This is a genomic window from Campylobacter sp. CNRCH_2013_0898h (assembly GCF_025772965.1).
Lineage (GTDB): Bacteria > Campylobacterota > Campylobacteria > Campylobacterales > Campylobacteraceae > Campylobacter_D > Campylobacter_D lari_D.
In genome coordinates this window covers 79,398-104,523 of record NZ_JAKMTD010000005.1, presented here as the reverse complement: position 1 = coordinate 104,523, position 25,126 = coordinate 79,398, and the positions used below count along the sequence as shown (strand labels likewise).

24 protein-coding genes and 3 pseudogenes are annotated in these 25,126 nt (G+C 29.1%); 7 read left to right on the top strand and 20 right to left on the bottom strand.

What is annotated here, in order from left to right:
- The 10 genes from L8X50_RS04265 to L8X50_RS04220 form a co-directional block, all read right to left on the bottom strand.
- Positions 1 to 954, bottom strand: a complete 954-nt coding sequence (locus L8X50_RS04265; protein ID WP_133319535.1) for a chemotaxis protein — start codon at positions 952 to 954, stop codon at positions 1 to 3.
- Positions 954 to 1,682: a UDP-2,3-diacylglucosamine diphosphatase gene (locus L8X50_RS04260; protein ID WP_220566581.1), complete on the bottom strand. Its 729-nt coding sequence runs from the start codon at positions 1,680 to 1,682 to the stop codon at positions 954 to 956. Before L8X50_RS04260 ends, L8X50_RS04265 begins: the two co-directional genes overlap by 1 nt.
- Positions 1,683 to 1,685: 3 nt before the next feature.
- Positions 1,686 to 2,171, bottom strand: coding sequence for a transcription elongation factor GreA (greA, locus tag L8X50_RS04255; RefSeq protein WP_039619215.1), 486 nt, complete (start codon positions 2,169 to 2,171; stop codon positions 1,686 to 1,688).
- A 9-nt stretch (positions 2,172 to 2,180) separates the two neighbouring features.
- On the bottom strand, positions 2,181 to 3,278 hold the full coding sequence (gene lpxB, locus L8X50_RS04250) for a lipid-A-disaccharide synthase (protein ID WP_220566579.1): 1,098 nt from the start codon (positions 3,276 to 3,278) through the stop codon (positions 2,181 to 2,183).
- A gap of 149 nt (positions 3,279 to 3,427) precedes the next feature.
- Positions 3,428 to 4,582, bottom strand: coding sequence for a serine/threonine-protein kinase (locus tag L8X50_RS04245; RefSeq protein ID WP_220566578.1), 1,155 nt, complete (start codon positions 4,580 to 4,582; stop codon positions 3,428 to 3,430).
- 1 nt (position 4,583) lies between these two features.
- Positions 4,584 to 6,422 carry a site-specific DNA-methyltransferase gene (locus tag L8X50_RS04240; RefSeq protein ID WP_220566577.1) on the bottom strand — a complete coding sequence of 613 codons (1,839 nt, stop codon included), beginning with the start codon at positions 6,420 to 6,422 and terminating at the stop codon, positions 4,584 to 4,586.
- Entirely contained in the window at positions 6,409 to 9,258 is a 2,850-nt protein-coding gene (locus L8X50_RS04235) for a DEAD/DEAH box helicase family protein (protein WP_220566576.1), read from the bottom strand. The genes L8X50_RS04240 and L8X50_RS04235 overlap by 14 nt, the downstream gene beginning before the upstream one ends.
- Positions 9,259 to 9,336: 78 nt before the next feature.
- Positions 9,337 to 9,909, bottom strand: a complete 573-nt coding sequence (locus tag L8X50_RS04230) for a cytolethal distending toxin subunit A (protein ID WP_133319530.1) — start codon at positions 9,907 to 9,909, stop codon at positions 9,337 to 9,339.
- A gap of 9 nt (positions 9,910 to 9,918) precedes the next feature.
- Complete coding sequence (locus L8X50_RS04225) at positions 9,919 to 10,722, bottom strand: cytolethal distending toxin subunit B family protein (RefSeq protein ID WP_263660491.1); 804 nt, start codon at positions 10,720 to 10,722, stop codon at positions 9,919 to 9,921.
- Positions 10,723 to 10,724: 2 nt separating this feature from the next.
- Complete coding sequence (locus tag L8X50_RS04220; RefSeq protein ID WP_263660472.1) at positions 10,725 to 11,531, bottom strand: cytolethal distending toxin subunit A/C; 807 nt, start codon at positions 11,529 to 11,531, stop codon at positions 10,725 to 10,727.
- A 156-nt stretch (positions 11,532 to 11,687) separates the two neighbouring features.
- Between L8X50_RS04220 and pepT the strand changes: the two genes are divergently transcribed.
- Entirely contained in the window at positions 11,688 to 12,914 is a 1,227-nt protein-coding gene (gene pepT, locus L8X50_RS04215) for a peptidase T (RefSeq protein ID WP_133319528.1), read from the top strand.
- A 24-nt stretch (positions 12,915 to 12,938) separates the two neighbouring features.
- Here pepT and dcuC read toward each other — a convergent pair whose 3' ends face one another.
- Both dcuC and pepE read right to left on the bottom strand, forming a co-directional pair.
- Positions 12,939 to 14,231 carry a C4-dicarboxylate transporter DcuC gene (gene dcuC, locus L8X50_RS04210; protein ID WP_263660471.1) on the bottom strand — a complete coding sequence of 431 codons (1,293 nt, stop codon included), beginning with the start codon at positions 14,229 to 14,231 and terminating at the stop codon, positions 12,939 to 12,941.
- 9 nt (positions 14,232 to 14,240) lie between these two features.
- A complete protein-coding gene (gene pepE / locus L8X50_RS04205; protein WP_263659505.1) occupies positions 14,241 to 14,945 on the bottom strand; it encodes a dipeptidase PepE in 705 nt (234 codons plus the stop codon).
- 120 nt (positions 14,946 to 15,065) lie between these two features.
- Here pepE and surE point away from each other — a divergent pair, with 120 nt between their 5' ends.
- The 5 genes and pseudogenes from surE (at position 15,066) to L8X50_RS04180 (ending at position 18,055) form a co-directional block, all read left to right on the top strand.
- Positions 15,066 to 15,839, top strand: a complete 774-nt coding sequence (gene surE / locus L8X50_RS04200; protein ID WP_263660470.1) for a 5'/3'-nucleotidase SurE — start codon at positions 15,066 to 15,068, stop codon at positions 15,837 to 15,839.
- Positions 15,832 to 16,485: a ThiF family adenylyltransferase gene (locus L8X50_RS04195; protein WP_220566570.1), complete on the top strand. Its 654-nt coding sequence runs from the start codon at positions 15,832 to 15,834 to the stop codon at positions 16,483 to 16,485. Before surE ends, L8X50_RS04195 begins: the two co-directional genes overlap by 8 nt.
- Positions 16,469 to 16,912 (top strand): annotated as a pseudogene (locus L8X50_RS04190) (GNAT family N-acetyltransferase). The gene L8X50_RS04195 and the pseudogene L8X50_RS04190 overlap by 17 nt, the downstream one beginning before the upstream one ends.
- Positions 16,913 to 17,220, top strand: a pseudogene (locus tag L8X50_RS04185) (hypothetical protein); the annotation flags it as partial. It lies immediately after the preceding pseudogene.
- A gap of 13 nt (positions 17,221 to 17,233) precedes the next feature.
- A complete protein-coding gene (locus L8X50_RS04180) occupies positions 17,234 to 18,055 on the top strand; it encodes a CPBP family intramembrane glutamic endopeptidase (RefSeq protein WP_263660469.1) in 822 nt (273 codons plus the stop codon).
- 3 nt (positions 18,056 to 18,058) lie between these two features.
- Here L8X50_RS04180 and bioC read toward each other — a convergent pair whose 3' ends face one another.
- From bioC to L8X50_RS04165, 3 genes are read right to left on the bottom strand one after another with little or no spacing between them, the layout of a single operon-like run.
- A complete protein-coding gene (gene bioC, locus L8X50_RS04175; protein WP_263660468.1) occupies positions 18,059 to 18,757 on the bottom strand; it encodes a malonyl-ACP O-methyltransferase BioC in 699 nt (232 codons plus the stop codon).
- Positions 18,742 to 19,368 (bottom strand): pimeloyl-ACP methyl esterase BioG family protein, encoded by a 627-nt coding sequence (locus L8X50_RS04170; protein ID WP_263660467.1) that lies wholly within the window; start codon positions 19,366 to 19,368, stop codon positions 18,742 to 18,744. Before L8X50_RS04170 ends, bioC begins: the two co-directional genes overlap by 16 nt.
- The gene (locus L8X50_RS04165) at positions 19,365 to 20,489 is read right to left on the bottom strand and encodes an aminotransferase class I/II-fold pyridoxal phosphate-dependent enzyme (protein WP_263660466.1); all 1,125 of its coding nucleotides are present in this window, start codon (positions 20,487 to 20,489) and stop codon (positions 19,365 to 19,367) included. The genes L8X50_RS04170 and L8X50_RS04165 overlap by 4 nt, the downstream gene beginning before the upstream one ends.
- A gap of 130 nt (positions 20,490 to 20,619) precedes the next feature.
- Here L8X50_RS04165 and L8X50_RS04160 point away from each other — a divergent pair, with 130 nt between their 5' ends.
- The gene (locus tag L8X50_RS04160; protein ID WP_263660465.1) at positions 20,620 to 21,888 is read left to right on the top strand and encodes an adenosylmethionine--8-amino-7-oxononanoate transaminase; all 1,269 of its coding nucleotides are present in this window, start codon (positions 20,620 to 20,622) and stop codon (positions 21,886 to 21,888) included.
- Here L8X50_RS04160 and bioD read toward each other — a convergent pair.
- The 5 genes and pseudogenes from bioD to L8X50_RS08320 form a co-directional block, all read right to left on the bottom strand.
- Positions 21,862 to 22,434, bottom strand: a complete 573-nt coding sequence (gene bioD, locus L8X50_RS04155; protein ID WP_133319517.1) for a dethiobiotin synthase — start codon at positions 22,432 to 22,434, stop codon at positions 21,862 to 21,864. The two genes, L8X50_RS04160 and bioD, sit on opposite strands and share 27 nt — an antisense overlap.
- Before the next feature lie 7 nt (positions 22,435 to 22,441).
- Positions 22,442 to 22,756 carry a DMT family transporter gene (locus tag L8X50_RS04150; protein ID WP_087699706.1) on the bottom strand — a complete coding sequence of 105 codons (315 nt, stop codon included), beginning with the start codon at positions 22,754 to 22,756 and terminating at the stop codon, positions 22,442 to 22,444.
- On the bottom strand, positions 22,756 to 23,103 hold the full coding sequence (locus L8X50_RS04145; protein ID WP_087699708.1) for a DMT family transporter: 348 nt from the start codon (positions 23,101 to 23,103) through the stop codon (positions 22,756 to 22,758). Before L8X50_RS04145 ends, L8X50_RS04150 begins: the two co-directional genes overlap by 1 nt.
- Positions 23,104 to 23,167: 64 nt before the next feature.
- A complete protein-coding gene (locus L8X50_RS08325) occupies positions 23,168 to 23,692 on the bottom strand; it encodes a methyl-accepting chemotaxis protein (protein WP_375154850.1) in 525 nt (174 codons plus the stop codon).
- Positions 23,693 to 24,382: 690 nt separating this feature from the next.
- Positions 24,383 to 24,886: pseudogene (locus L8X50_RS08320) on the bottom strand (cache domain-containing protein); the annotation flags it as partial.
- Positions 24,887 to 25,126 lie beyond the last annotated feature (240 nt).

Genomic DNA, 25,126 nt, shown 5'->3' with positions numbered 1-25,126 from the left:
TTACTCCTCACCTTTTTCATGTTTTGCTATGATACGAGAAATTTCAGCAAAGAAATCACTTGCATTAAATTTAACTAAATACCCATCTCCACCTGCTTCTTTAACACCTTTATCACTCATAAATTCATTTGATAAAGAAGAGTTAAATACGATAGGAATATTTTTAAATCTCTCATCATCTCTAACTTTTGCTGCAAAATGGAATCCATCCATTTGTGGCATTTCAACATCACTTACAATAATTTTTAAATGTTTATTTAAATCACTACCATAAGTACTATAAAGCTCTTCTAGTTTATGTAAACCTTCAACACCATCTTTAGCTTCAATTACTTTAAGACCAATTTTATTTAGTAAATCTTTAACAAGTTTTCTTGCAGTTGAACTATCATCAAGTGCTAAAGCCATACCTTCGATTTTTTGAATTTTATCATCGTCAATATCAGTTTGCGGGGTATAAATTCCAAGTTCTTGTACTATACTTTCTAAATCTAGGATAAGTAAAACCTCATCTCCTTCGATCTTAGTTACACCAGTAATTTTACCCTTATCTAAACTACCCGCACTTGTTGCAAAAGTAGCTGGCTCAATATTTTTCCAATTAATTCTACGAATTCTTTTCGCCTCATGGACAATAAAACCGATTAAAACATTACTAAATTCAGTAATGATAACTCTAGGTTTTATATTTGTCATTTCTGGTTCTTGAATTTGCATCCATTTTGCTAGGTTGATTACAGGAATCACCACGCCACGAAGATCAAAAATACCTTCTACATATTCAGGTACTCCTGGAATTTCAGTCAAAAAAGGAATTTTAATGATTTCTCTAACCTTAGAAACATTTACACCATAAATTCCCTCATAGACTTTATCGTGGCCTTGCTTAAAGATGCGAAAATCAACAAGTTCCATTTCATTTGAACCTGTTTTAACGACATTCTCATCAAACATTATGCCTCCTTAAGTTCTATTTTGTGAAATCTGATTTCTGGCTCATATTTTACTATAAAAAAACTTTCCTTGTATGCAAAAGTAGCTAAATTTAGATATTTTATATCTTCATTTTTTAAAAATACATCTTGATGATAATGACCTTCTATTACAAAGCCTATATTATAGTGCTTTAAACGCTCTTTTACTAAAGCAGAAAAATGGGGAATTTTTCTAATAAGTTGTTTTTTGTTTTGATTTTTTAGAATTTTTTGAGTAATTCTTTCTTTACTAATAACATTTAAAAAATTTAAAAAAAGTAGCAAATAATGATTTCTCAAACTCTTTAAGCAAAACTGCAAAAAAGGTTTTAAAAAAATATCCCCATGGGCTAATTTTACTAAGGTTTTATCTTGAAATTCGCAAAGCAAGGGTTGTTGTTTTATACTAAAAACTTTCACTTTTTTAAAAAATTTAGCTAAATTAAAATCATGATTGCCTTCTAAATAAATGATTTCAATTTCATACGCAAGTTCTTCAAGTAAGTCTATATAAGCTTTTGCAAAATCATGCGTGGCCTTTACTTCATAAATTAAAAGATCAAATATATCACCCATTAAAAAAAGCTGTGGAGTTTGAATTTTTTTATTTTTTAAGGCTTGCAAAAACTCCCAAAAACCACGCCTATTTTTATTTTCATGCGCATCGGCAATAAAAATAGCATTTTCTTTTATAATTATTTTTTGCAAAAATTAAAATTCCAAAGCTTTGTATTCTATAGAAATGATTTCAAATTCACTCTCGCCTTTTGGCAAACGCACTTTAAAATCATCCCCTTCTTTTTTACCAAGCATTGCTTTAGCAATAGGTGAACTAATGGAAATATAGCCTTTTTCTAAATTTCCTTCATTTACTCCTACCAAAGTATAAGTGCTTTGTTTTTCACTTTCTAAATCCTCTACAACAACAGTTGAGCCAAATTTCACACTATCATGCTCATAAGAAGATGGATCGATGATTTGTGCTCTTGAGATCAAATCTCCAAGTTCAGCAATCTTTCCTTCTATAAAAGCTTGTTTTTCTCTAGCTGCGTGATATTCTGCATTTTCTTTTAAATCTCCATGGCTTCTTGCTATGTCTATTTCTTCTACTACTTTTGGGCGTTCAACTTTTTTTAAATGCTCTAATTCTTTTTCTAATTTCTCATAGCCGTATTTACTCATAGGTTCTTTTTGCATGATTTATCCTTATTTGATTTCATAAAGTATTTTAGCTAAATTTTTTGCACTTGCAAATTGCAAATATTCTTTTAAAAAATCTACTTTATCAAAAAATGCCTTATAATCGTATTTAAGATAAGCTTGATATAAATTTTCCACATTCACTTGCTCTTGTAAAAATTCAGGATTAAGCTCGCTTTTTCCTGCAAAATCCAAAAAGATATTTGCAAGGCCTATATGTTTGAGTTTTACAAAACATCTTGCGATAAATACATCAATAGCTTTAGCTTTATAAGCAAGCACAAAAGGCGTGCCAACCAAAGCTGCTTCAAGTGTAGCTGTGCCACTACAAATAAAAGCAAAATCAGCATTTTTTAGCACCTTTGGGGTGTTAGTTTGAATTTCAAAATTACTCATTTCCCCGTAAATTTCTAATCTTTTTAAATTAAACTCGGGCACACAAAGGATTTTTTTACCTTTAAATTTAGTGCTTAACTCTCTAAAAATAGGCATCAAACGCTTTATTTCACTTTTTCTTGAGCCCGGTAAGAAAGCAATAATTTTTTCATCATCTTTTTTTGAAAGTATAGAATTTATATCTTCTTGATTTTTAAACTCTTTTATCTCATCTAAAAGCGGATGTCCCACATAAGTGCTTTTACTAAAAAACTCACTATCAAAAGGTAAAATAGAAGCTAACACATCAAAATGACTTTCTATGATAGGAATGCGTCCTTTTTTCCATGCCCAAACTTGAGGTAAAATATAATAAATTCTTTTTACTTTGGAATTTGCTTTTTTTAAAGCCTTTGCAAAAGGTAAGTTAAAGGCAGGAGAATCTATACATAAAATCGCATCAATTTTTTGAGCAAAACTTAAACTCACTAGCTCTTTTATGGCTCTTTTGGCTTTTAAAATGAGTGGCAAAACCTCTATAAAACCCATAGCACTAAACTCATGTGAGCTATAAAGTGGCTTCGAATTTAAACTAAATTCTTCACATAAATTCTCATCATAAATTCCCACTAAATCAAATTCTTTATACTCATTTTTATAAGCTTTTAAAACTTCTTTTAAATGTAAATTTGCTGAAGGCTCTAAGGCGCAAACTAAAAAGGTTTTCATTTTTTACTCTTTCTTACATCTTAAGGAAATATCATAACCGATTTTTTAATTCTCTAATAGTTTTATTTTAGTTTCACATTGTCTTAATTTCATTATTTGATAAGTTTATAAAATTTGATTACAATTTTATACCTGCTTAGTTTATATAATTAAAAAGGCAAGACAAAATCATCGTCTTTTGATGTAAAAGGAATTTGAGATATTTTCTCTTCAAGATTATCTAAAACAAGTTTTTGCATTTTGCCATTTAATGCTTTAAACCACTTATAAAATTTGTCCAATTCCTCGCACTTAATACAACTAGGATTTTGCTGTGTATAAAAATTATTTTTAATGATTATGTTTATAAGTTTAGAATTATTTTCAATATACTCATTAAAAGAATTTCTTTGAATAACCTTATCAATTTCTCCTAGAATTTCATTTATATCAGTATTTAATACAGGCTCTCCTATAAAAGAATCAACATAGCCAATAATATAATTTGAAAAAATATTATAAATCGCTTTATCTTCTTGGCTAATTTTTAAATTAACAAAATTTTCTTTGTTTAACTCTCTCTTTATGTCTGCAAAACTTTGATAACGAATTTTTTTTTCTTTTTTTATCATTTTATTTAAAATATCAAAATATTTAAAATTATGTTTATTTTCTGCCAAGTTATTGATAAGCCTATAAACCAAATCGCCCAAATAATAAATATCAGTTTGAATCGTATATTCCTTTTGAAAATACTCTTCTGGTAAAGTATCAACATCGTTTCTATTTATAATTGAATTTAAAGTATCCTCGTTTTTTTCTACATCAAAAATCTTCCCCAAGCCAAAATCAATAACTTTAACCACTCCATCATCGCCTATAAGAATATTTTTTTCTCTTATATCCCTATGTATAATGCCTTTTTCTTCTATATAAGCAAAGACTTCAATTAGTTGCATAAAAATAGAATTTAAATTTTCCAAGTTATTTTCATCATCAAAATACTCTTTGATATTTTTCCCTTGTATATACTCCATAATAATATAAGCCGTATGAGTATTTTCATAAGGATAATAATTAAAAATTCTGACTATATTTTTATGATTTAACTTATATAAAATCTTTATCTCATCTAAAAAATTTTTATAAAATCTCTTCTTATCATTTTCATCTAACATATCATCTGGATCATATTTTTTTACAACAAAAAGCTCATCGATAAAAACATCTCTAATCAATAAAACCTTACCAAACGAACCCTCGCCCAAAAAAATGATTTTTTCATAATCTTTTTGTTTGATAAATTTAATAATTTCTTGTTCCATATCAATACACCACTTTCAAGCGTTCTTTTAAAAAGCTTTCTAAATTTAAATAAATTTCTAAATCTATACCTCCAAAGCCATTAATATATACATTTTCATTTTGAGTATTTTTCAAAAAATTTAAAACTTCATCATCAAAATTTATCACATAAAAACTTTGTTCGCATTGATAAATTTTATCTTTTAAAATCATTTTTAGATCATTATCTAAGGTTTTACAATCTTGCAAAGCCAAATTTAACGCCTTTTCATACGGACTTAATTTTGCATGATTTATCAAATTTAAACTATCATTACCATCGCATACAAGCTCTGGTTTTTCCACCATAGAAAACACTTTAAATCCTAAGTCTAAATTTTTATCTGCATTTTCTTTTGCTATTTTTTCGCCTGCTCTTTTAACTCTTTCTATGGTTATATCGCTAATGACTGGGTTTTGACTACTTAGTTCGTTTTTACAAAAATCATAAGCAACTTTGCTTTTTTTCTCATCTATCTTTTCATCAAGTTGGACTAGGATAAATTTACGATTTCCATTATCTTGTGCATTTAGTTCCATAACTGCTTGTGCTGTTGTGCCACTTCCTGCAAAAAAGTCTAGAATAATATCATCTTTTTTTGCATTTGCAAAAAATATTTCTTTGATTAATTTAGTTGGTTTTGGATTTTCAAAAATCAATTTTCCATTAAATATATTTTCTATTTCTTCATTTCCATCTGAAGTCCAATATCCACTAAATATAGAATACATTTTAGATAAATTATCATCTTGATAAGAACAAATAAGATGAAAATTTGTATCTTTATATTGTTGTAGAAAATATTCACCACTATCAATTTTTGACTTTATATCATTATATTTTTTTTCACTAATCATTTTTTCTTTTAAAAAAATATCCAATTCTTCAAACATTAAATTTCTATGATCTATGACTTTTTTCTTATATTTTTTTAAAATTTCAACAATTCTCGGATGTCCATTATATTTACCATGAACTTTTCTTATTAAATCGTTATTAATATCTGCTTTTTCCTTATATTTAAAAAGTCCATTTAAATTTATTTTATCTTTTGTGTATATAAGTATATACTCATGTCCTTCATAAAAATATTTTGCTTGCCCTCCACCTGACTTTTTTTGCCAAATAAAACAAGAAACAAAATTCTCTTCTCCAAAAATCTCATCACAAAGTATTTTTAAATTTGCTTGTTCATTATCATCTATACTTATAAATATCACTCCATCTTCACGAAGTAAATCTCTAGCAAGTTTAAGTCGTGGAAGCATAAAGGAAAGCCATCCACTATGAGTTTTGCTTGATTTTATACTATTAAAAAACCTTAAAGTTTCACTTTCTATCTCAACTCCATTTTCATCGATTTCTAAAAGTCCTGTTTGTTTTAAAAGTTCTTTATAGTCTTTTCTAAAATCATCATTATAGATAAAATCATCATTTTTTGTATTGTAAGGTGGGTCTATATAAATCATTTTGATTTTTTCATAATAACTTTGCTTTAAAAGCTTTAAAGCATCAAGATTATCCCCTTTTATGATGATATTTTTGGTATTTTCAAAATTTAAACTCTGTTCTTTTTCAAATTTTAATTCATTGGTATTTTGAGTATTACATAAAGCATTTGCTAAAGCTTTACCAGCAAAAGTTAGCTCATAACCTTGGACTTTAGTATTTAAACCTAAAAGTTGCATAATTGCATTTAAATTTGGCACATTATCACTTATGGTTTGCGGGTAATTATGTTTTAAATGCTCTAAAAAATCATTTTTATTTTCTTTTGTATTGATTAAATTTTCTTTTTTTATATTATTAATATCTACCATTTAAAACTTCCTTTATACACTCTATGAATTTTTGTTTATTTAATCTTGTATTAAAAACAATATCTATATTTTCATTTTTTAAACTATCATTTAGATTTTTAAAAAATACTTTTGCATAGTCTATCTTTTTCTTTTCATTTGATGAAATATCATTTTCATCATCATAACCTTTACTTTCACATATAAAAAATATTTTTTTACCTTTATCATCTTCTAAAAAATAAGCAAAATCAGGTTCATAATTTTTATATGGAGTTGGAATGCTTAATTTTGGTAATTTCGCAAAAACTTTTATGGTTTTTTTTCTTATATTTTCGTTATTTTCTTTGATAATTTGTTTTTCTATATCAGAGTCATAAACCACACTTTCGTAAAGATAGTTTTTAGCTGGTTTTTCATCATCTATGTAGCGTCCTAATTTTTGCATATCTATATTGTCTATAATTTTGCCGTTTTCTACTAAATTCTCATAAGAATTTGAAAAAATATTTAAAGAAAATTCATAACTTAGACATTGCAATAAACTATGATGAAGATTATTTTTAATTATGTTTTTTAAACTATCAAAAGCTTTTTTAGGGGAATTTTCAAATTGAGTTTTATTTAATTTTTCATAAATCTTTAGCAAAAATTGCAAAGGAAATTTTTCGTTTTTACAAAAATTTAAAAATAAATTATGAATATCTTTATACAAACTAGCTTTATAATCAATCTCTTTTAAAATATCAATTTCTTGTGTGATTATGGTATTTTCTTGTGCGTTAAAAACTTTCTTTTCATAATACAAAATTTCTTTTTCTATTTTTAAAGCGTTAAATTCTTTTGCTATTGTTTCTATAAGTTCATTTTCTTTTATATTTTTATAAACTATATTTGCTTTTTTATTTATAATATCCCAAAGCTCTTTAAAATCTTTAGCTAGATTTGAATTTATTTTTATTTTTTTATTTTCTTTGTTTGCATTTATGATTTGCTTGTATTTATTTTGGGAGTTTTCATTAAGAATTTTTAATAAAACTTCAAATTTATCACCTAGAAGTTCTTTAATCTCATCATTATCTTTTATGTTTTCATATATAGGAGATATTATTTCATAATTACTTTGTTCTTCATTGTAAGTGATTAATTTTAATTTTTTTAAAATATAGACCAAATCATTAGCTAAATCTATATTCAAAAGATTTTCTAAAAAACTTTTTTCTAATATTTTATTATCAAAAGCAAAACTAGAATTTGTAATTTCCTTTTGCAAATTTTCTATATAGTTAAATTCTCTTGCACTAACTAAAATATCAAGATAATTAATATCATAAAATTTGCTATCATTAAAATCTAAATAACTATGGGTAATTCTTTTGCCTTTATCATTTACACAAAGTCTAAGTCCACGACCAACTTGTTGGTGTATGCTAATTTGCGAAGAAGAATTTGAAAGTTTGGTAAGGGTAAAAATATTTGGATTATCCCAGCCTTCTTGCAAAGCCCAAACACTAAAAATAAAACGCAAAGAAGTGTCAAATGAAAGTAATTTTTCTTTATCTTCTAAAATAAGTTTAACCCCGTAAGCTTCTTTTTCATCAGCACTCCCTTTATCGCCACTAAAATAACCTTGATGGACTTTTAAATTTCCATCTTCATCAAAATCTTTTTCCAAATATTCTCTATAAGATTTGTCTATTTTAGTTTCAAGTATTTGTTTTCTTTTTTCTTTATAAAGCTCTTCAAATTTATTTTTTATAAAAGGATTATCGCCTCTAAAATCTAAAATATTTGGTATAAAAAATAAGCTTAATGCTTTAATATTTTGTTTAAATAATTTTTCTTCTTTTTCAAAGTGTAAATTAATAGCATTTTGCAAAAGCCCTGTGATTTCTTCTTCACTTAAAACATAACTTTCTTTTTTTTCTATGATAATATCATTATCAAAATACGCTTTATTTTCTTTTACACTTTTTAAAATAGCATTATTTAAAATTTGACAACTATCGCCTTTTTTGATTTTTATTTCTTGTTCTATGCCATTTGAAAAATAAGTAAAAGTAACTAAATCTCTTTTATATTCTTTTAAAAAAATATTTTTATTTTGAGTTCCTAAAGAACTTACTCTAACTTGCTTTACAAGATATTCTTTAAATGCCGATATAGAATCAAGACAATATACTAAATTGCTAAGCTCATAATCTTTTTCTTTTGGAAAAGTAGCTCCAAAACGAAAATAAATAGAATTTAATCTAGAAAAATACTCATTAAAGGCTTTACCTTTAAGCAAATGTGGTTCATCTATAATACTAATAGGCTTTAGATCTATGATATTTTCAAAAATACTTTTTGAATTAAATAAATTTTCATTGTTTTTGTTTAATATATTATCTTTTTTATCTATAGCACTATTTGTTAAAATCAACACTGAAAGCTCATCTTGATTTTTTATATAATGACTGATGATAGAATTTTGGCTTTTTGCATCTGTATAAAAATAAGCTTTTATGTGTTTTTTATACTGCACATAAAAATATTCTCTAGTAAGATCTATGTTTTGCTTTACGCTTTCTAAAATTGCTTTTCTTGGAACAAAAATAATGAATTTATTTTGTTTGTAAATTTTGTTAAGCTCAAAAATCAAATTTAGATAAGTAAAGGTTTTTCCTGTACCTGTTTCCATTAAAACATCTAAATTTAACTTATCGGTGATATTTTGTACCGGCAAGATTGTGGTTTTATAAAATTCTTGCAAACATTCTTTTAAATTATCTTGTTTTTTAAAATCAAAATCTTTTAAAAGCTCTATGATGTTGTTTATGCACTTTTCTTGATATTCTTGTTTTTCAAAAATCATTTTTTTCCCTAACAAAAACTAAAAAGACATTCTAACAAATTTTAACTTAGAGTTTAAACCCGCAAAAGCGGGTTAAATTTAATAAATCGGAGTTGCTTCAACAATAGCAGGAGCAAAGAAAAATAACTCTTTTAACTCTATCGGCACAGAAGGATTTACAGTGCAATCATCTAAGCCAAAACGATTTTCTATAGGCACGCGCGCTTCATAAAAGGTACTCATGCATTTTACCCCGCCATGAGTTAAAGATCTAATTTGCACAGCTGAACTTGTAGTAGGCATGATAGAAAAAACCGTTTGCATTTGCCCATCTTGCAAATCTTGCTTGCAAGATTTCACTCCAAAAGATTTTTCACTTAAGACAGCTAAACATACATCAGCACCTCTAGGGTTTATAAACTGCACATAGCCAAAAGGGCGTTGCACGGCATATCTATCTTTTTGTTTTAACGCATCGCTAAGAATTATCTCTTTTAAAAACCAATTTTGCTCTTCTAGTTTTTCAGAGCTATATCTAAAAGGACTAAGTGAAATTCCTGTTTCTAAAGATCTTATCGCGAACATAGGTGTAAAATCTTCTAAATCATCAAATAAAACTTCAGCTTTTAAAAAACTTAAAATAAAGCAAAATAAAATACAAATTTTTCTCATCATCTTCTCCTAAGGTCTTCTAAAATTTACAGGAAAATGATCCGAAGCTAAAAAAGTCCTAAGTCCTGCTACAGCTAAGATTGCAAGAATTCTAGGCGGACTATATAAAGATGTAGTGCTTGAATTTCCTGTAATCGCATAATCAATTGTATTGCCGCCTGTTTGTGTAAAAGAAGGAGGTGCGACTATATTAATGCGAGATCTTAAATCCTGATCAATTAAATTTACAATAGTCCCAGGAGGTCTGTTAAAATCCCCCAAAATCATCCAATTAACCTGTGGCATATTCCTAAAGTGCATATCCACAGCACTTATAATAGCCCCTGCATCATTACCGCCTCTTGATAAAGCGTGTATGCTAAAAAACGCATCATTTCCTATACGAATTCCTATAATAGGCCTTGAAGCAACAGTTGGAGGTGGTAAAACTATCACCTCATCAGCTCGCGTTCTACTCACAATAGCCATATTTACGCGATTTGCCCCAACATCAACTCTTGAGTAGTATATATAAACCGAATTTGGACGACTTGATGAGCCCAAATTCCACTCATACTCATGAATAGGAATGCCAACTCCCACGGGTTGAACTTGTCTTGGCGTCATTATAGCAGTGCTTGGTAAAACTCCTGCTTCTTGAACAGCCAAAATATCCATAGGATTAGCACCAGTTACAAGCTGTCTTATGCTAATATTCCACTTACTTTCAGTAGAAGCTGATGCACCTTGTAAATTCCAAGTACCACTATTATAATTTTCCAAAGCAGCAAATAATAAATTAAAACTAAAAATCAAAAATACTATCTTTTTCATCATCACTCTCCCGTATAAGCATAAGGCGATCTTGTTTGAAAAGCAGGCGCACTAATGCTCCATTGTCTATCTAAATTTTTTTCTTTTGATTTCAAACAAGGTGTCAAATAAATACTATAATAGCCAAAATAAAATTCCTCCATTACATTTCCAACTGTCGTTTGTATACATTGTTGTGTTGCAAAATTTTGAATTTGATAAGCACCATTGCTCATAGGATATAATCTCCAAAATTGTGCAAAATTTGTCTGATCGCAAGGATAATGTACTATACCATTACCATAAGCATTTAAGCAAGTTAAAGTTTTTGCATTTTTAATCATCACAGTATTATTTGGAAATTCAATGAGTTGCCACACTCTTGCATCACCAAAAGATTTACTATCAAATAAATTATACCCCCATATCCAATTGCCTGGATTTAAAGCCCAAACCGTTAGTGCAGCTCCATTTGGGTTCATAATAGTTACAAAATCGCTTACAAATCCTATATTTTCATACAAAGCATTTGAAGTAAATCCATTGCTTGATGTAAGCCTTGGTAATGGTCCTTTTACAGCATTATCTCCTTTAAAAGTATTGACTTTCATAAGAGGTGGCTCAAGTGGTATAGCTGGGATTTTCTTACCTTCCACTAAAGTTGGTGTTTTTTGTTTAGCCGGTGGAGTTGGATTTTTACCTATTTTCAAAGGATCTCCATCGCTAAATTCTCCAAAAGAACGCCCTAAAGGATTGATTTCTTTAGAAGAACATCCAATAAAAAAAGTTATAAATACACTCAATATCATCATAAATCTAAGTTTTTGCATATTCTCTCCTTAAAAAATATAAATTTAAATATATTATCATAATTTTAAATAAATTTTGATAGAAAATATCATTTAATAAAATCTTCTTAGATTAATCAAATATTTTAAAAATGAATTGTTATAATTTTATTAATTTTAATCTAAAAAGGAAAAATTATGGATATTGTACAAAGATTTATAAATTACACTAAGATTAATACCACTACAAGTAGAGAAAATGGCGCCAAAGGCATTATGCCATCAAGCCCTAATCAAATGGAGCTTGCAAAATTACTTGAAAAAGAATTACAAGAACTAGGTTTAAAGGACATCAAAAGAAGAGAAAACACCATCACCACAGCTCTTTTACCAGCAAACACTCCAAATGCTCCTAAAATAGCCTTTTTTGCGCATTTAGATACAAGTATGGAACAAACTAATGACACCAAAGCACAAATCACTAAGTATCAAGGTGGAGATATATGCTTAAATAAAAACTTAGATCTTTATTTGAAAGAAAGTGAATTTAAAGAGCTTAAAAACTACATAGGAGATGATATTATCCACACTGATGGCACAAGCTTGCTTGGAGCTGATGATAAAGCAGCTATTGCAGCTATTATGGATATGCTTGAATTTTTTGTTAAAAATCCTGATATTAAGCATGGTGATATTTATGCTTGCTTTTTACCTGATGAAGAACAAGGTTTAAGAGGGGCAAAAGCTTTTGATATAAAAGAAATTAATGCTGACTTTGGATATTGTTTAGATTGTTGTGAGATAGGAGAATTTATTTATGAAAATTGGAATGCAGGAGATTGTGAAGTAGAATTTATAGGAAAATCTGCTCATCCTATGAGTGCTAAAGGAAAATTAGTTAATTCTTTACTTTTAGCACATAAATTTATCTCTATGCTTCCAAATGGCGAAGCACCTGAATACACAGAAAATAAAGAAGGATATTTTTGGGTTAAAGAACTCAAGGGAAATAGCGCTAAAACTATTTTAAAAATAGATATTAGAGAATTTGATGATGAAAAATACAAACAAAGAATGCAATTTTTACAAGATTTAAACGATAGTTTTAAAAAGCTATATGGAGAAGAAAGAATTAACATTAAACTTAACGATCGTTATAAAAATGTCTTTAATAGTCTAAAAACAACCAAATCTTTGCCTATTAAACTTGCTTTACAAGCTTATGAAAATTTAAATATCAAAACTAAAATCATTCCTATGCGTGGAGGATACGATGGAGCGGTACTTTCAGAAAAAGGCCTACCTTGTCCAAATATCTTTACCGGAGCACATAATTTTCACTCTATTTATGAGTATTTACCTGTTAAATCTTTAAAAGCAGCGAGCAAAGTTATACAAGAAATCATCATCCTAGCCGCAAAATAAATTTAAGCCTTTTAAGGCTTAAAATTATAATAACACAAAAGCAATTACAACCACCGAAACAACACAACCCAAAGCAGTTCTTTTAACAATTTCTAAAGGACTAACCCCAGCTATAGCTGAAACGATAATGCAAGCTCCTAAAATAGGCGAAAGGTATCTTCCAAGCACTGCTGACATTGCCACTGCAGTACCAAGTTTAACTTGATCAAAACCAAGATCTTGAGCATGAATAGTTACAGCCTTGTTAAATGCCATAGCAGCAGCATCACCGCTACCTGTAATCATAGCCATTAAAAATGGTATAAAAGTTCCACCAAAACGCACATAATGCTGTTCATTTTTAAGCCATTCTATGATAATATCAATTACACCGCATGCTTTTAAACCCGCAACAAAAACACTAGCAGCTATGATAATCCCTATAATCTCTGCATAAGATTTTCCCATGCCATTGAAAAACTCTTTAAAAATATTATCAGGCTTACTCATAGTTACTACCAAAGCTATAATCGCCCCTAAAAGCATGGCTTCAGCAACTCCAACTTGTTTTGTCCATGTTAAAAACTCATAATCATTTAAAGGACTTGCGCCTATAATTAGTACAATCAAAGGCACTAAAGGCATAAGCGCATAAAATGCATTTACTTTTTCAATATTATCTTCAGTCTTGTTTTGATTAGCCACTTCAAAAACTTGCCCTTTTTGATAATCTTTAAAAATCACTGCCATAATCATCAAAGAAATCATCACTATCACTCCTGCTGTTAATGCATTTGGAGTTTGAGTTAAAACAATTTCTTGTATATTTTTCCCTGAAATTTCAGAAATCAAAGCCGTATGAGAAACACCTGGACTTAAAATTCCTCCTATAGTTCCACAAAGTACTGTTGCTGCTGCCATGGCAGGTTTTATACCCGAAGCCATTAAAAGTGGTATTAAAGTCGCACCAACTGCAGCTGAACATCCTGCCGCTGAAGGTATAGCTATAGCGATAAAAAAAGTCACCATAAAAGCAAGTGGGATTAAGAAAAATCCTACATTTTTCAAAGGTGTTGTAAGTATTTTAACCAAATGTTTATCACATTTAGTCACTTTCATCACAAAAGCAAAGCCCATACTCGCACAAATTGCCTTAATCAAAGCAGGTTGCACCATAGCATGTGTAAAAGCACTCAAAGCTTCAATGGGCTTAAGTGAAATCAAACATAAAATAAAACCAACACTAATTAAAGCTGTTTTTGTTTCTACTTTTTTAATAAGCAAATAAACCACAGCCACAATACCAAAAATCGCAGCTAAAAGATAAAAAGTTTGCATTTTTCTCCTTTAGATTTTAGTTATTTGATTGACTTTTAAATATTCTACATTAAAAGGATGACTTAGCTTTAACACATCATGATAACCTATGATTTTTAAGCTATCATCTTGCACTTTTAATGCAGAACCCTCCGGTATAGCATAAACAATGTCTTTTGGATTAGTTAATAAAAACTCTTCCAAACGCTCTTCTCTACTTTCTCCGTTGTGTCCAGGAATTTTCCCGCCAATAAAATGTGGGTTGATTTGACAAGGAAAAACCCCTAAACTATCAAAACTTTTTGGCATAACAATAGGCATATCATTAGTTGTTTTTATGCTAAGGCCTGCTATGTTAGAACCTGCACTCCAACCTATATAACAAGCCCCTTTTTCAATACACTCTTTTAACACTTCAAGCAAATCGTTTTCATATAATTTATGCAAAAGCATAAAACTATTGCCACCACCTACTAAAAAAACCCTTGCATTTAAAATCGCTTCTTTTAAATTTTCAAAATGGTGTAATGATTTGATATTATCTTTTTTCAAGCCTTCTTTTACTCTAGCTTCATAAGCATCATAAGTCCTTCTAACACCCGCATAAGGTATAAAAAGAATTTCTTCATCTTTCATGGAATTTTCTTTTAAAAAATCATCTATAAATTCTCTAGTATGACTTAAATAAGCGCTATCTTTATAGCCAGAAGCACTAAAAAGTAAAAGTTTTGACATCATTCTTTCCTTTAAAAAATTAATCAAAACTATAATTTTAATATTTAAAAAATGAAAAAACAATTTAGTAATAAAAAAATATTGTATTACTTGTGTTAGAATTTAAAAAAAGGAAAAAACATGAAAGAAATTTTAATAACAAACGATGATGGCTATGAAAGTGAGGGTTTAAAAAAGCTTATAAAAATGCTAAGAAAGCATTTTAAAGCTAAAATTACCATAGTAGCTCCTGCTAGTGAAAAATCAGCATGCTCACACTCTATAACACTAACTAAGCCTTTAAGATTTCATAAGGTTGGAAAAAGATTTTACAAGCTTGATGATGGCACGCCTGCAGATTGTATTTATCTAGCTTTACATGCTTTATATAAAAAGCGTTTGCCTGATCTTGTCATAAGTGGAATTAACAAAGGTGCTAATGTAGGCGAGGATATAACCTACTCAGGAACTTGCTCAGGTGCTATGGAAGCAGTGCTTCATGGAATTCCTGCCATTGCTTTATCGCAATTTTACAAAGATAATCAAAAAGAGCTTGATTATAAACTTGCTTTAAAACTTACTAAAAAAATAGTCAAAAATATCTTTGAAAAAGGCTTTCCTTTAGATAAAAAAGAATTTTTAAATATCAACTTTCCTTCTAGCAAAACAGCCTTTCAAGGCTTAAAAATTTGCAAAGCAGGTAAAAGAATTTATAGCTATAAAGCACACTCAAATACAAATCCAAGAGGTGTAGAATACTACTGGCTAGCTGCTGCTAATCTTGATCATGAAAATGAAAAAGATTCAGACATAGCACTTTTAAAACAAGGCTATGCCACAATAACCCCTATAATGCTTGATCTAACAGCTTATAAACAAATGAAAAATCTCAAAAAATGGATGAAAAATGGATAGATACACGCGTATAAAATGGCTTATTAATGAAGAAAATTTTATCAAAATTCAAAACACTAAAGTTTTAGTTTGTGGACTTGGTGGAGTTGGTGGAATTTGTGTTGATGCGCTTTTTAGAAGTGGCTTTAGTAATCTAACTTTAATTGATGCGGATAAATTTGAAACTACTAATCAAAACCGCCAGCTTCATAGTGAAAATATAGGCGAAGAAAAAGCTAAGGTTTTTGAGCGTATTTACAATGCTAAAGGTATAGTCAGTAAAATCGATGATGAGTTTTTGAAAAGTTTTAATTTGAGTGAATTTGATCTTATCATCGATGCGATTGATGATATACCTGCTAAGGTTGCTTTGGCTAATTTACTTGATTTGAAAAAGCAAATTTTTATCTCATCAACCGGTGGAGCTAGAAAGCTTGATCCAACGCGTATTAAAACGACAAGCATATTTAAAACACATGGCGATGCTTTAGCTAAAAAATTCCGCTATGAACTTAGAAAATCGGGCTTTAAAGGGGATTTTGATGTGGTATTTTCAGATGAAGAAGCCCATTGTAAAGATCTTGGCTCATTTATGGGTGTAACAGCTTCTTTTGGACTTGCTCTAGCTTCTTTGGCTTTAAGGAAAGTGCTTGATAAGAAAGCTTAACATAAAAGACTTAGCTTCTTGTATCAAGCTTTTTAAATAAAGCGTATCTACTCTTTGTAAAAATGATTACACAAAAGAACAATTTCATGCTTGGATTAATATAGACCAAAAAGCTTGGGAGGAAAAATTTCAAAATCAACTAGGCTTTGTTTATGAAGAAAAAGGCCAAATCATATCTTTTATAAGTACAAATTTAGAAGAAAAAACGCTCGATCTTTGCTTTACTCATGCAAGCTATGCTCATCAAGGTTATGGCAAAGCTTTATTAAAATTTGCTCTTAAAAACTACCCTTATAGTGAAATTTATACTTTTGCTAGCCTTAGTGCTAAAAATTTCTTTTTAAGAGCAGGATTTAAAATCATCAAAGAAAACATTGCTATAAGAGATCAACAAGAATTAAAAAAATTTTTCATGAAAAGAAAATAAAACGATTTTAAAAAAGCAAATAAAATGCATTTTATCTGCTTCTACTTTAAAATTTTCAATGTCTTAATTACACTCAATAAAGGTATTATAAAAGATAATAATAAATTTTTCACTACAAAGGTAAAAATTATAAATATCATCAAGCTAAGTGAAAACACAAACTAGAATTTAAAACAATATAGACAAATTGTAAGTTTTATAAAAAGTAACAAAATTTACGCTTTTGTCTTAAATATATAAATGTAAATGATTTAAAAAAGCTTTATCTAAGAGAAGAAGTAGTAAAACTATATCTAGATCAATTATAAACAAGGATTTTATATGTTAGCTTTAAGCACTCATCTTTTTTTGGCTATTTCTTTGATATTGCTTTCATTTGATAAAGTCAAAATTTCGTATATTTTTTTACTCTTTTCAGTCTTGTTGGGATATGTATTTAAAATTATAGATATAACTTTTATAGTGATTAATGTATTAGTTTTTATAACGGCTATATTGTATCAGTATAAAAAAATTTTCATATTAGAAATAGCATTATTTATCTATGCTTTAGCTTTATTTCTTCATTTTATCCCTGGTGTAAATAACATCAAAGTTTTAGATCAAGTTTATGCAAGCACAAATAGCGCACCTTTTAATCTTTACTTTAGTATTGACAAGCCACTAGGGGTTTTTATACTTTTTATACTTTTTCCTATTTTATTTAAAAACACAAACTACACCAAAGCTTCAGTGCTAAAATGGAGCTTATTGCTTTTATCTCCTATTCTTTTGCTGTGCGTGCCTTGGTATTTGGGTGTTATCAAACTAGAAATAAGCATACCATCATGGATTTTATATTTTTTATTTTCAAATCTTTTGTTAGTTGCTTTAGTAGAAGAAGCTTTTTTTAGAGGTTATCTCCAACAAAGACTTACACAATTTATTCACCCCAATCTTGCTTTATTAATCGCAAGCATAGCTTTTGGATTAGTGCATTATAAAAGCGGTGTTTTGATGATTGTATTTGCTAGTGTTGCAGGCGTGATTTATGGCTTAGCTTATAAACACTCAAAAAGCTTATGGATGAGCATATTGTTTCACTATGGATTAAATTTAATCCATTTGATATTTTTTACCTATCCATTTTACTTAAAACATTAGCGATTATAGTTTTCTAACTAGAAAAAATAAAGGATGATAAGTCAAGGTATTTTGAAATTCTTTTTCATAGTTTTTTAAAAATGCCTTGCCTATGAAAAATTTTTCACTCAAAGCATTTACCCCACTTAGTTTCAAATGCCTAAAAAGCTCCAAAGTATCATCAAATTTTAACTCTTTTAATTCTTCTTTTGCTTTTATGATCTTAAAATTTTTAGAAAGTTTTTGCCTAATTTGCTCTAAAGTTAAATACTCAAGTGATAAATTAGTGCTTTGTTTTATTTGAGTGAAATTTTTTTCTCCAAAAGTAGAAAAAAGCAAAATCCCATTTTTATTTAACATATTTGCAAAATTTTCTAAAAGCTCATCTATCTTTAGCCACTGCATACAAGCATTTGAAGCTATAAGATCAAATTTTTTCGTATAAAAATGATGATTTTTAAGTTCATTCATATCAAAAACACCAAATTCATCAAACTTACAAGGATTTTCAAAAGGATAAATATCATTTAAAAAATAATGCTTAAATTTAATACACTCTTGCAAAGCCTTACTAAAAACCCCTACTCCACAGCCAAACTCAAATACCACTTTAAAATCGCTCAAATCATTCTCACTAAGCATTTTACAAAGCTCTTTAGCCATGTCTTTTTGCACTGGTGTATTTGCACTATAAGTATCTTTTGCTCTTATGAAAGTTTGCAAAGCTCTTCCCAAGTGTGGTATTTAAAAAATGCAAAATGTGGCTCATCGATAAACATTGCCTTTTCTTTAAAAAAATTTAAAACATGTTTTGGTGGAAAGATCTTATCCTCTTTGCTAATTATAGCTTTATCCCAAGTAAAATTTTCATTTAAATCTTTAGTGCAAAACTCATATAAACTTAAAAGTTCTGCTTTTAAATGCTCGTTTTTTTCAAAGTAAAACTCATCACTTAAATTCATTCTTTTTTCAAGCAAATTTGCTTTAAAATCCTCTAAAGCAAACCTTTTCATCGTAAGTTTAAAAATGGCTTTTTTAATCCCAAATTCATCATCTATAGGTAAATTTGTGCCATTTATGGCTATTTTTTTATCAAATTTTATATCTTTTAAAATTTTACTCGCCACGCAAACTCCCATAGAAAAGCCAACAAGAGTGATTTTTTCAAATTTATTAAGATCAAATTCCCAACCAAAACTCGTATAATCATACACCATTAAAACATTTACATCACTTTTTAAATGCGTAAAATGGCTAAAATGCGAGCAAAATCCTGAAAAAAATAAAATCAACTCAGATGAATTTGCATTTTCATGTAAAAAATGAGTTTTCAAAATACCTCCAAAACCTTTTCTAAGTCTTTTTTCACTAAACCAGCATGCAAAGAAAAGCGAATTCTAGCTGTATTTTTAGCCACGGTTGGCTCTTTAATAGCAGGTGCGAAAATACCATTTTCTAAAAGCTTTTGTGAAATTTCACTAGCTAGTGCATTTTGCCCTAAAATAAAAGATATCACATAAGCCTCGCCTAAAACTGCACCTTTACTTGCTAAAGCATTTTTAAACCAAGCACTTAATTCTAAAAGCTCTTTTCTTTGAGCACTAAATTCATACAAATGCTTAAAAACATGCAAAGTCCAAGCTACATTAATAGGCGCAATGGCAGTTGAGTATATAAAAGCTCTTGCTTTATTGATAAAAAAATCTTTTTCATTACTTATCATGCAAGCTCCCATAGAAGCTATAGCCTTACCAAAGGTAAAAACTAAAAAATCCACTTCCTTTTCTAAGCCCAAAAATCTCACATAACCCAAACCATCATCATTAAAGCACCCTATGCTATGAGCTTCGTCGATATAAATTTTGATATTTTTAAACTCTTTTTTTAAATTTATGAATTCTTTTATAGGCGCAAAATCTCCATCCATGCTAAATAGTGCTTCACTTACGATGATAATATTTTCCAATTCTTTATAATGTTTTTGCACTAAGCTTTGCAAATGCTTTATATCATTGTGCTTAAATCTTATAAATTTAGCCCCGCCAAGCCTTAAACCATCAATAATACTTGCATGTACTTGCTTATCTGCTAAAAATAAAGTATTTTTAATGCTTGCTAAAGCTTGCAAACAGCTAACATTTAAGGCATAGCCATTGTTAAAATGCAAGATTTTTCTGCCTAACTTAGCTTCTAAAAAGCTTTCAAATTCATCAAAAATCGCATAATTTCCACTCAAGCTTCTTGAACTTGAACTAGAAAATTCAAATTCTTTTAAATGTGTTAAAAAATCTTGCTTTAATGCTTTTTCATTACTTAAATTTAAATAATCATTGCTTGCTAAATTTAGCAATTTTTGCCCATTATAAACGACATATTTTCCCTCATGCCCTAATGAGCGTAGAATTCTAAAATTATCTTGTTGCTTTAACTCATCTAAAATTTGTGCAATTTGCATACTCAACCTATTGTTATACTATTTAAATATTTAATTATACAAAAAATGTTAAAAGAAGTGATTGTTATTTTTAAGATAGCACATAAGCTTAATTGTAGTATCATTAGTAATAAAAATCAAAGAAGTAAAAATGAATTTAAAAGAACTAGACTTAAAACACATTTGGCACCCTTGCACGCAAATGAGCGATCATGAGTTTTTACCTTTAATACCTATAAAAAAGGCTAAGGGAGTGTATTTGTATGATTTTGATGAAAAATCCTACATAGACTGCATTAGCTCTTGGTGGGTAAATATCTTTGGCCATTGTAATGAATATATCAATGAAAAAATCAAAGATCAACTTCAAAATTTAGAACATGTCTTGCTTGCAGGCTTTTCACATGAGCCTATCATAAAGCTTTCACAAAGACTTTGCAAGCTTTTACCTTTTGATAAATGCTTTTTTGCAGACAATGGTAGTTCAGCCATAGAAGTGGCTTTAAAAATGAGCTTTCAATACCACTTAAACAATGGCTCTAAAAAGGATAAATTCTTATCGCTTAGCAATTCTTACCATGGAGAAACCTTAGGTGCATTAAGCGTTGGCGATGTAGCGCTTTATAAAAAAACCTATGAGTCTTTACTTTTAAAAAGTGTCACAACGCCTGTGCCAACAAGCAAGGACTATACAAAAGAACTCGAAATTCTAGAAAGCATTTTAAAAAATCATCATCATGAAATTTGTGCTTTTATACTTGAACCTTTACTTCAATGTGCGGGCAATATGCATATGTATGAGCTTGGGTATTTAGATGAGGCAGTTAAACTTGCTAAAGATTATGGCGTGCAAGTGATATTTGATGAGATAGCCACAGGTTTTGGACGCACAGGGGAAATGTTTGCGCTTGATTATTGCTCACAAAGCATTGATTATATATGTCTTTCTAAAGCTATCACGGGTGGGTATTTACCACTTTCAGTGGTGCTTACTAAAGATGAAATTTATGAGAAATTTTATGATAGCTATGAGAGCCAAAAGGCCTTTTTACACTCTCACTCTTACACGGGTAATGCCCTAGCTTGTGCAGCGGCTAATGCGACTTTGGATATTTTTGAAAAAGAAAATATCATCGCAAAAAATAAAATCAAAAGTGCTTTTATAAAAACTCAATGGGAGAGTTTAAAAGAATTTGACTTTTTAGGAAATTTTAGAAATTTAGGTATGGTAAGTGCATTTGATATACAAAAAAGCAAATATCAAAGAGCAGGACTTGAAGTCTTTCAAAGAGCCTTAGAAAAAGGCTTGCTTTTAAGACCACTTGGAAATACAATTTATTTCATGCCACCATATGTTATAAATGAAGATGAAATTGCTTATATAGTGCAGTCTTTAAGAGAGATTTTCAAGGATTTTTGAAAGTTTTTCACACACTTTATCGTCAAATTCTATGATAGGAATTTTAGCGTAATTGCTTATAAAATCCTTGCTAAAAGTATCTTGGGTTTTTAAGATTAAAGCAAGGATTTTAATATCTCTTTGTTTTAGTGCTTCTATGCTTAAAAGTGTGTGATTGATACTTCCTAGATAGTCTTTTGCGACTAAAATCGTAGGGTGCTTAAACGCACTCATATAATCAATCATTGTTTTTTCATCATCAAGGGGCGAAAAAAGCCCACCAGCTAGCTCGATGATGAGTTTATCACTTTGTGGAATTTGTATATCAAAAGCTTTATAGTTTAAATTTTCTAAAATCCTACCTTTGTGCGGTGAAGCAGGGGTTTGTAAAAACACACCTTCTTTGAAAATCTTAGTTTTTGGGCTAAACTCAGCTACTACCTCGCTATCTTTTGGCGTGCCTGCTTGGATAAGCTTAAAATAATCAAAACCCAATTCTTTACAAATTCTAGCACTTAGATAAGTTTTGCCAACATCTGTGTCTATACCGCTAATGTATATTTTCATTTTAAACCTATGAAAGTATTTTTAAACCCACGGTGCAAGCAATGATAAGAGCAATCAAAAAAAGCTTTAAAAAGCTTTTGCTTTCTTTATAAAACAGCACCCCTATGATAACCCCGCCTGCAGTTCCAGCTCCTGTCCATATAGAATAAGCCACACTCATAGCAATACTTTGCATGCTAAGGCTTAAAAATCCAAATGAAAAAGCAAAACACACTATCAAAGCTAAAAGATAAAGCTTATTTTTAGTGCTTACAAGTTGTTTCATAATAATCACGCCAAAAATTTCAAAAGCGGTCGCTAAAAATAAAAAAAACCATTCCATTATTTAGCTTCCTTGCTAATGATTTTAAGGCCTATGATACTTAAAAGCAAAATGGCTATTAAAGTAAGCTTGGTAATAGAGCTTGGCTCATTGAAAATAAACATCTCATTAAGCACCACTCCAACCGTGCCAATACCTACAAAAACACTATAAGCAATACTTACTTCAAGTCTTTCACAAGCTTTTAAAAAACATGTAAAAGATATACAAACTCCAATGGCTGTTAAAGCATAATGCCAAATTTCAGTAGAGTATTTTAAACCACTTACCCAAAAACACTCAACCAAACCACCTAAAATTACCATAAACCAACCAAAATTAGAGCTTATTTTTGTTCTTTCAATCATAATCTACCTTTTTTTTAAAAGTGCAAATTATAACCAAAATTACAAAATAATAAGCTCCTTGGTATTAAATTTTCTTACTTTCTACCTCTTTTAATATATCTTGAGAAATATCCCCTACTTCTTTAGTAGTTTCATTAGTAAAATTAGCTATTTTTACATTTTCTTTTGTGACATCTTCTAGTTGAATTATCGCATCATTGATTTGTGAAATACTTTGAGTTTGTTCATGCATTGATATAGAAACATCATTAACGCTTTGAACTAAAATATTTACATTAGCTTCTATCTCGCCTAAACTTCTTTCTGTCTTTTCAGCCAAATGACGCACCTCATCAGCAACCACAGCAAAACCTCTGCCATGTTCGCCCGCACGAGCAGCTTCTATGGCAGCATTTAATGCTAATAAATTTGTTTGTTCTGCTATGTCCTTGATCACATTTACTACTTCTTTAATATTTTCAGCTTGAGAAACAACCTCTGTAGTTTTACCTCCAACATTTTGCATAGAAATGTTTATTTGCTCTACTGCTTTTATGGATTTTTCCAAAGAATTTGATTGAGAATAAGTTCCATCAACAAGTTTTTGCATAAATTCTTCTAGTTTTTCACATTGTATAGTTAGTTTATGTGCAAATTTAGAAGAAGAAATCAACATCTTTTTGATTTCTGAACCTAAAACATTTGTTGTTATTTCTACACTTCCTTTTGCATTTTCAACCTGTGTTGAAAAATCTAAAGCCTTATAACTTTCAAGCACTCTATCAAGCTCGTTGATGTTTGATCCTATTTTCTCTTCTAAAATATCAAGCAATTCATTTAATACATTTTTTAACTCTATTAGTTGAGGATTTATAGGATCATTATCAATTCTAACAGATAAATCTCCAAGCTCTATCTCTTTCAACTTTTGAACACTTTCAAACACAGCCTTCTTGTCTTGCTTTAAATTCTTTTGGATATTTTTTATACCATTATTGATTTCTTTACCAATAATAGCAAATTCATCATTTCCTTTGATATTTAAATCTATATCTTTCATATCGCCTTTGTAGTTTAAACTTTCAAAAAAATCTTCTAAAGCTTCTTTAATAAATATAATTTTCTTAAGAAAATGCTCTATCATACCACCCAAAATAACGATAATAACAAGGACAAAAATCACACCAAATATAACTTGGGTAATTAAAAGTCCTTTTAAAACCTCATCATAATCACTCAAAGCATTAGAAGAACACAAAGTTAAAGAATTTTCTCCCATAATACACACAGCTAAGCGTTCTTGACCTTTAAGTTTATACAAAATCAAATCAGTAGTTTCATTTGGAGTTACACTTGCAACATTAACAAAATTTTTTAACACTTCTTTAACTTCATTGTCTTCATAAAAATCTATATTAGCAGAAGAATGAGCTATCATTTCCTTTCTTTCATTGATTAAAAACACATTATTACTTGCAGTAGTTTTTAATCTTCCAAAAGCATTGCGTATATCATCTAGAAAAAACTCACCTGCTAAAACTCCATAAAATTTCCCATCAATAACAATCGGAATTGACACTGACAAAGCTATTTTTTTAGTTACGACATCTAAAAAAGGTTCTGAAATGCTTACCTTATTTTTATTTTTTGCATTTTGATACCACACGCGTTCTCTAGCATCAAAACCATCTTTTTCTTGATTTAAAATAAAATGTTTTCCTTTAGAATTAATATCTACATCAATCAAGCTACCATCTTTTTCATACCCAACATAAATAGCATTAAAAGAATAAAAACCAAACATCTTTTCTAAAAAAGAACCAATATATTCCTCACTTACATTTTTATGTTCAATAATATTTGCAGCGATTTTTTTAATATTCTCTATCTTAGTATTGAAGTATAAATCTGAAAAATTTTTTCCATTTTTAACACTTTCTTGCTTTCCACTTACAATACTTTGAAGAATATCCGTTTTAGACGAATAATAATTTAGTCCAACAAAAATACCAAATCCAACAACCAAAATCAAAGCTGTGAAAAA

Excerpts from the sequence above, each read along its gene's own strand:
- L8X50_RS04265 (WP_133319535.1), bottom strand. The coding sequence starts at position 954 with ATGTTTGATGAGAATGTCGTTAAAACAGGTTCAAATGAAATGGAACTT.
- greA (WP_039619215.1), bottom strand. The coding sequence starts at position 2,171 with ATGCAAAAAGAACCTATGAGTAAATACGGCTATGAGAAATTAGAAAAA.
- lpxB (WP_220566579.1), bottom strand. The coding sequence starts at position 3,278 with ATGAAAACCTTTTTAGTTTGCGCCTTAGAGCCTTCAGCAAATTTACAT.
- L8X50_RS04245 (WP_220566578.1), bottom strand. The coding sequence starts at position 4,582 with ATGGAACAAGAAATTATTAAATTTATCAAACAAAAAGATTATGAAAAA.
- L8X50_RS04240 (WP_220566577.1), bottom strand. The coding sequence starts at position 6,422 with ATGGTAGATATTAATAATATAAAAAAAGAAAATTTAATCAATACAAAA.
- L8X50_RS04235 (WP_220566576.1), bottom strand. The coding sequence starts at position 9,258 with ATGATTTTTGAAAAACAAGAATATCAAGAAAAGTGCATAAACAACATC.
- L8X50_RS04230 (WP_133319530.1), bottom strand. The coding sequence starts at position 9,909 with ATGAGAAAAATTTGTATTTTATTTTGCTTTATTTTAAGTTTTTTAAAA.
- L8X50_RS04225 (WP_263660491.1), bottom strand. The coding sequence starts at position 10,722 with ATGAAAAAGATAGTATTTTTGATTTTTAGTTTTAATTTATTATTTGCT.
- L8X50_RS04220 (WP_263660472.1), bottom strand. The coding sequence starts at position 11,531 with ATGCAAAAACTTAGATTTATGATGATATTGAGTGTATTTATAACTTTT.
- pepT (WP_133319528.1), top strand. The coding sequence starts at position 11,688 with ATGGATATTGTACAAAGATTTATAAATTACACTAAGATTAATACCACT.
- dcuC (WP_263660471.1), bottom strand. The coding sequence starts at position 14,231 with ATGCAAACTTTTTATCTTTTAGCTGCGATTTTTGGTATTGTGGCTGTG.
- pepE (WP_263659505.1), bottom strand. The coding sequence starts at position 14,945 with ATGTCAAAACTTTTACTTTTTAGTGCTTCTGGCTATAAAGATAGCGCT.
- surE (WP_263660470.1), top strand. The coding sequence starts at position 15,066 with ATGAAAGAAATTTTAATAACAAACGATGATGGCTATGAAAGTGAGGGT.
- L8X50_RS04195 (WP_220566570.1), top strand. The coding sequence starts at position 15,832 with ATGGATAGATACACGCGTATAAAATGGCTTATTAATGAAGAAAATTTT.
- L8X50_RS04180 (WP_263660469.1), top strand. The coding sequence starts at position 17,234 with ATGTTAGCTTTAAGCACTCATCTTTTTTTGGCTATTTCTTTGATATTG.
- L8X50_RS04165 (WP_263660466.1), bottom strand. The coding sequence starts at position 20,489 with ATGCAAATTGCACAAATTTTAGATGAGTTAAAGCAACAAGATAATTTT.
- L8X50_RS04160 (WP_263660465.1), top strand. The coding sequence starts at position 20,620 with ATGAATTTAAAAGAACTAGACTTAAAACACATTTGGCACCCTTGCACG.
- bioD (WP_133319517.1), bottom strand. The coding sequence starts at position 22,434 with ATGAAAATATACATTAGCGGTATAGACACAGATGTTGGCAAAACTTAT.
- L8X50_RS04150 (WP_087699706.1), bottom strand. The coding sequence starts at position 22,756 with ATGGAATGGTTTTTTTTATTTTTAGCGACCGCTTTTGAAATTTTTGGC.
- L8X50_RS04145 (WP_087699708.1), bottom strand. The coding sequence starts at position 23,103 with ATGATTGAAAGAACAAAAATAAGCTCTAATTTTGGTTGGTTTATGGTA.
- L8X50_RS08325 (WP_375154850.1), bottom strand. The coding sequence starts at position 23,692 with ATGCAAAAACTTGTTGATGGAACTTATTCTCAATCAAATTCTTTGGAA.